The sequence below is a fragment of the Glaesserella parasuis genome (assembly GCF_002015085.1).
GTDB classification, from domain to species: Bacteria; Pseudomonadota; Gammaproteobacteria; order Enterobacterales; family Pasteurellaceae; genus Glaesserella; species Glaesserella parasuis.
This window is the reverse complement of sequence record NZ_MUXW01000064.1, coordinates 1-3,051: the sequence shown is the minus strand read 5'-3', so window position 1 is coordinate 3,051 and position 3,051 is coordinate 1. Positions and strand designations below refer to the sequence as shown.

The window sequence follows — 3,051 nt, the reverse complement described above, 5'->3', positions numbered from 1 at the left end:
ACCCGCTATTCCTTGCGCTCCTTGTGGATCCACTGGACCTTGCGGACCAGTCTGACCCGTTAAACCTTGCTCTCCTTTAGGACCTGCTGGGCCTGTATCGCCTTTCGGACCTGTTGGACCCGCAGGACCTGTCGGACCAACTGGACCCGCAGGACCAACTGGACCTGCTGGACCTATTGCACCTGTTTGACCCTGCTCTCCCCTTGGACCTACTGGACCCGCAGGACCTGTCTCTCCTCTTGGACCAGTATCCCCTTTCGGACCTTGCTCGCCTCGCTCTCCCGCTGGACCTTGAATACCTTGATCACCCTTAGGTCCCGGAGTACCCGCTATTCCTGGCGGTCCTTGTTCTCCTCGTTCACCTCTTTGCCCAGTTGGACCTACTGGTCCTGCTTCACCAGGGTCACCTTTATCGCCTTTTGCTCCCGTTTCCCCTCTTGGACCTTGAACACCAGCTGGACCCGCAGGACCTGTCGGACCAACTGGACCCGCAGGACCTGCTGGACCAGTTTCACCTTGTGGTCCCGCATCACCTTTATCACCCTTAGGTCCTGTTGCACCAGCAGGGCCCTGAGGACCTGCTGGACCTGTTGCACCTTGTAGTCCTGTTTCTCCTCGCTCACCCCTAGCACCTGCAGGACCTGGTTCACCCCGAGGGCCTGCTGGACCTACTTCACCTTTCGGACCAGCTTCACCTCTTGGTCCTTGAATACCTGGTTCACCTCTAGGACCTTGCTCACCCTTAGCACCTGTAGGACCTTGCGGACCAACTGGACCTGGTGCACCTTGTGGTCCTGTTGGACCCGCTGGTCCTTGTTCTCCTCGTTCACCTCTAGGACCTGTCGGGCCTGCGGGACCCATTGCACCTGTTTGACCCTGCTCTCCCCTTGGACCTGCTGGACCTGGTTCACCTTTTGGACCTACTGGTCCTGCTTCACCAGGGTCACCTTTATCGCCTTTTGCTCCCATTTCCCCTCTTGGACCTTGAACACCAGCTGGACCCGCAGGACCTGTCGGACCAACTGGACCCGCGGGACCTGCTGGACCAGTTTCACCTTGTGGTCCCGCATCACCTTTATCACCCTTAGGTCCTGTTGCACCAGCAGGGCCCTGAGGACCTGCTGGACCTGTTGCACCTTGTAGTCCTGTTTCTCCTCGCTCACCCCTAGCACCTGCAGGACCTGGTTCACCCCGAGGGCCTGCTGGACCTACTTCACCTTTCGGACCAGCTTCACCTCTTGGTCCTTGAATACCTGGTTCACCTCTAGGACCTTGCTCACCCTTAGCACCTGTAGGACCTTGCGGACCAACTGGACCCGCAGGACCTGCTGGACCCGCAGGTCCTATCTCTCCTCTTGGACCAGTTTCACCTCTAGGACCTTTCTCGCCTCGCTCTCCCGCTGGGCCTTGAGCACCAGTAGGACCCATCGGACCTGTCGCACCAGTTTCACCTTGTGGTCCCGGATCACCTTTATCACCCTTAGCTCCTGCTGGACCCATCGGACCTATCGGACCTGCTTCACCTCTTAGTCCCTGCTCGCCACGATCTCCTTTTTCACCTTTTTCACCTTTTTTGATGATGCTATGCGAACCATCTGTATAGGTAATTTTTAGATCGCCATTTGTTTCATTTTCCGCACTCTTAATTAACTTACCAACCGTAGAAATCGTAATATTTCCGTCCCTTTGTTCTAATTTAATATTATTTCCGGCGGTAAAGGTTGCAGTATCACCCATTTTGATAAGATGTGCTGCAGGAGGAGTAGCTTCACCACCCGTTCCCTTAGCAATCATCAGTTTCCAGCCTGCATCATTTACAGCAGTGACTACATCACCAACAGTTGCAAATCCTGCCGTCCCTACTGACAATCTGCCATTAGTTGTAGGGTTAAACTTACCTGGAGTCAGTTTAAGGGTAATTTTTGTATTGCCATTTTCCTCCTTAACTGCCGTACTAATACCATCAGACCCTACAATTGAGAGCGTTTCATTAGAAAATGTTGTGTAACCTGTCGTATCTCCATCGCCACTGATCTTTAAAGTCAGTGCTTTTAATTGTGCTACGTTTACTGCGTCAGTATCTTCTCTACCTGCAGCAACACTGGTAATTTGACGAGTGACGGTGGTATCATTACCTACTGCTACCGCTGCATGCGTAGCAGATAATGTATTTCCGTTAATAGAATAACTTGTACCATCTGGTTTCCAACCTGCTTGCCCTGAATCACGACTAGCTTTGGATTGATAACCTAGAGCAACGCCATATTTCGTATCTGCTATGGCATTATTCCCCAATGCTGTTGCACGCTCCGCCGTTGCTTGTGCGTTTTCACCGAATGCGGAAGCTCCTGTTTGACTTGCATTAGCATTTCTACCAACAGCAACGGCATGACTGGAAGCTATAGAACTGCTACCGACAGCCACACCATAGTTGCCATTTGAAGTACTTCTCGCACCGATTGCTACACCTTCTGTCTGGGTTGCTTGTGAGGCTAGACCTAAGGAGATAGATTCTGATGCTGCTGCACTTGCACTATGACCGATTGATATGGAACTATACCCACTCGCTTTGGTATTTTTCCCGATAGCAACAGATTGTATCGACCTTGCTGCAGCACCTGAACCTATTGCAATTGCTTCACTCTGTGTCGCTTTGGCTCGTGCGCCTAAGGCGACAGATTGCTTGGAGTTAGAAACACTCTGACGACCTATAGCAACGCTTTCATCTTGAGATGTAATAGAATCTCTACCAATCGCAATAGAGCCCTCTCCTCCTGCATTTGTGCTATAACCTATCGCAATACTAGTATGAGCTTCAGCTTTTGAGATCTCACCAATAACAATAGCACCATGCCCAGCCCTACTACCTTGACCAATACCAATAGAAGCGCCGTTACTTCCTCGAAGCGATGGACCAGCACCATCTTGAAAATATGCTGCTGAACCTACTGGACTAAAAAATATACTTAGTAATACTAGACTTAAAAAACTTAATTTAAATTTATCTTGCTGTTTATCTAAAAAATAATCTGAGGTGCATACTTGAGCTCT

Annotated in this window: 1 pseudogene; it reads right to left on the bottom strand. The window is 50.9% G+C overall.

Annotation, left to right across the window (positions count from 1 at the left end):
- Positions 1-3,051: pseudogene (locus tag B0183_RS13060) on the bottom strand (hypothetical protein); the annotation flags it as partial.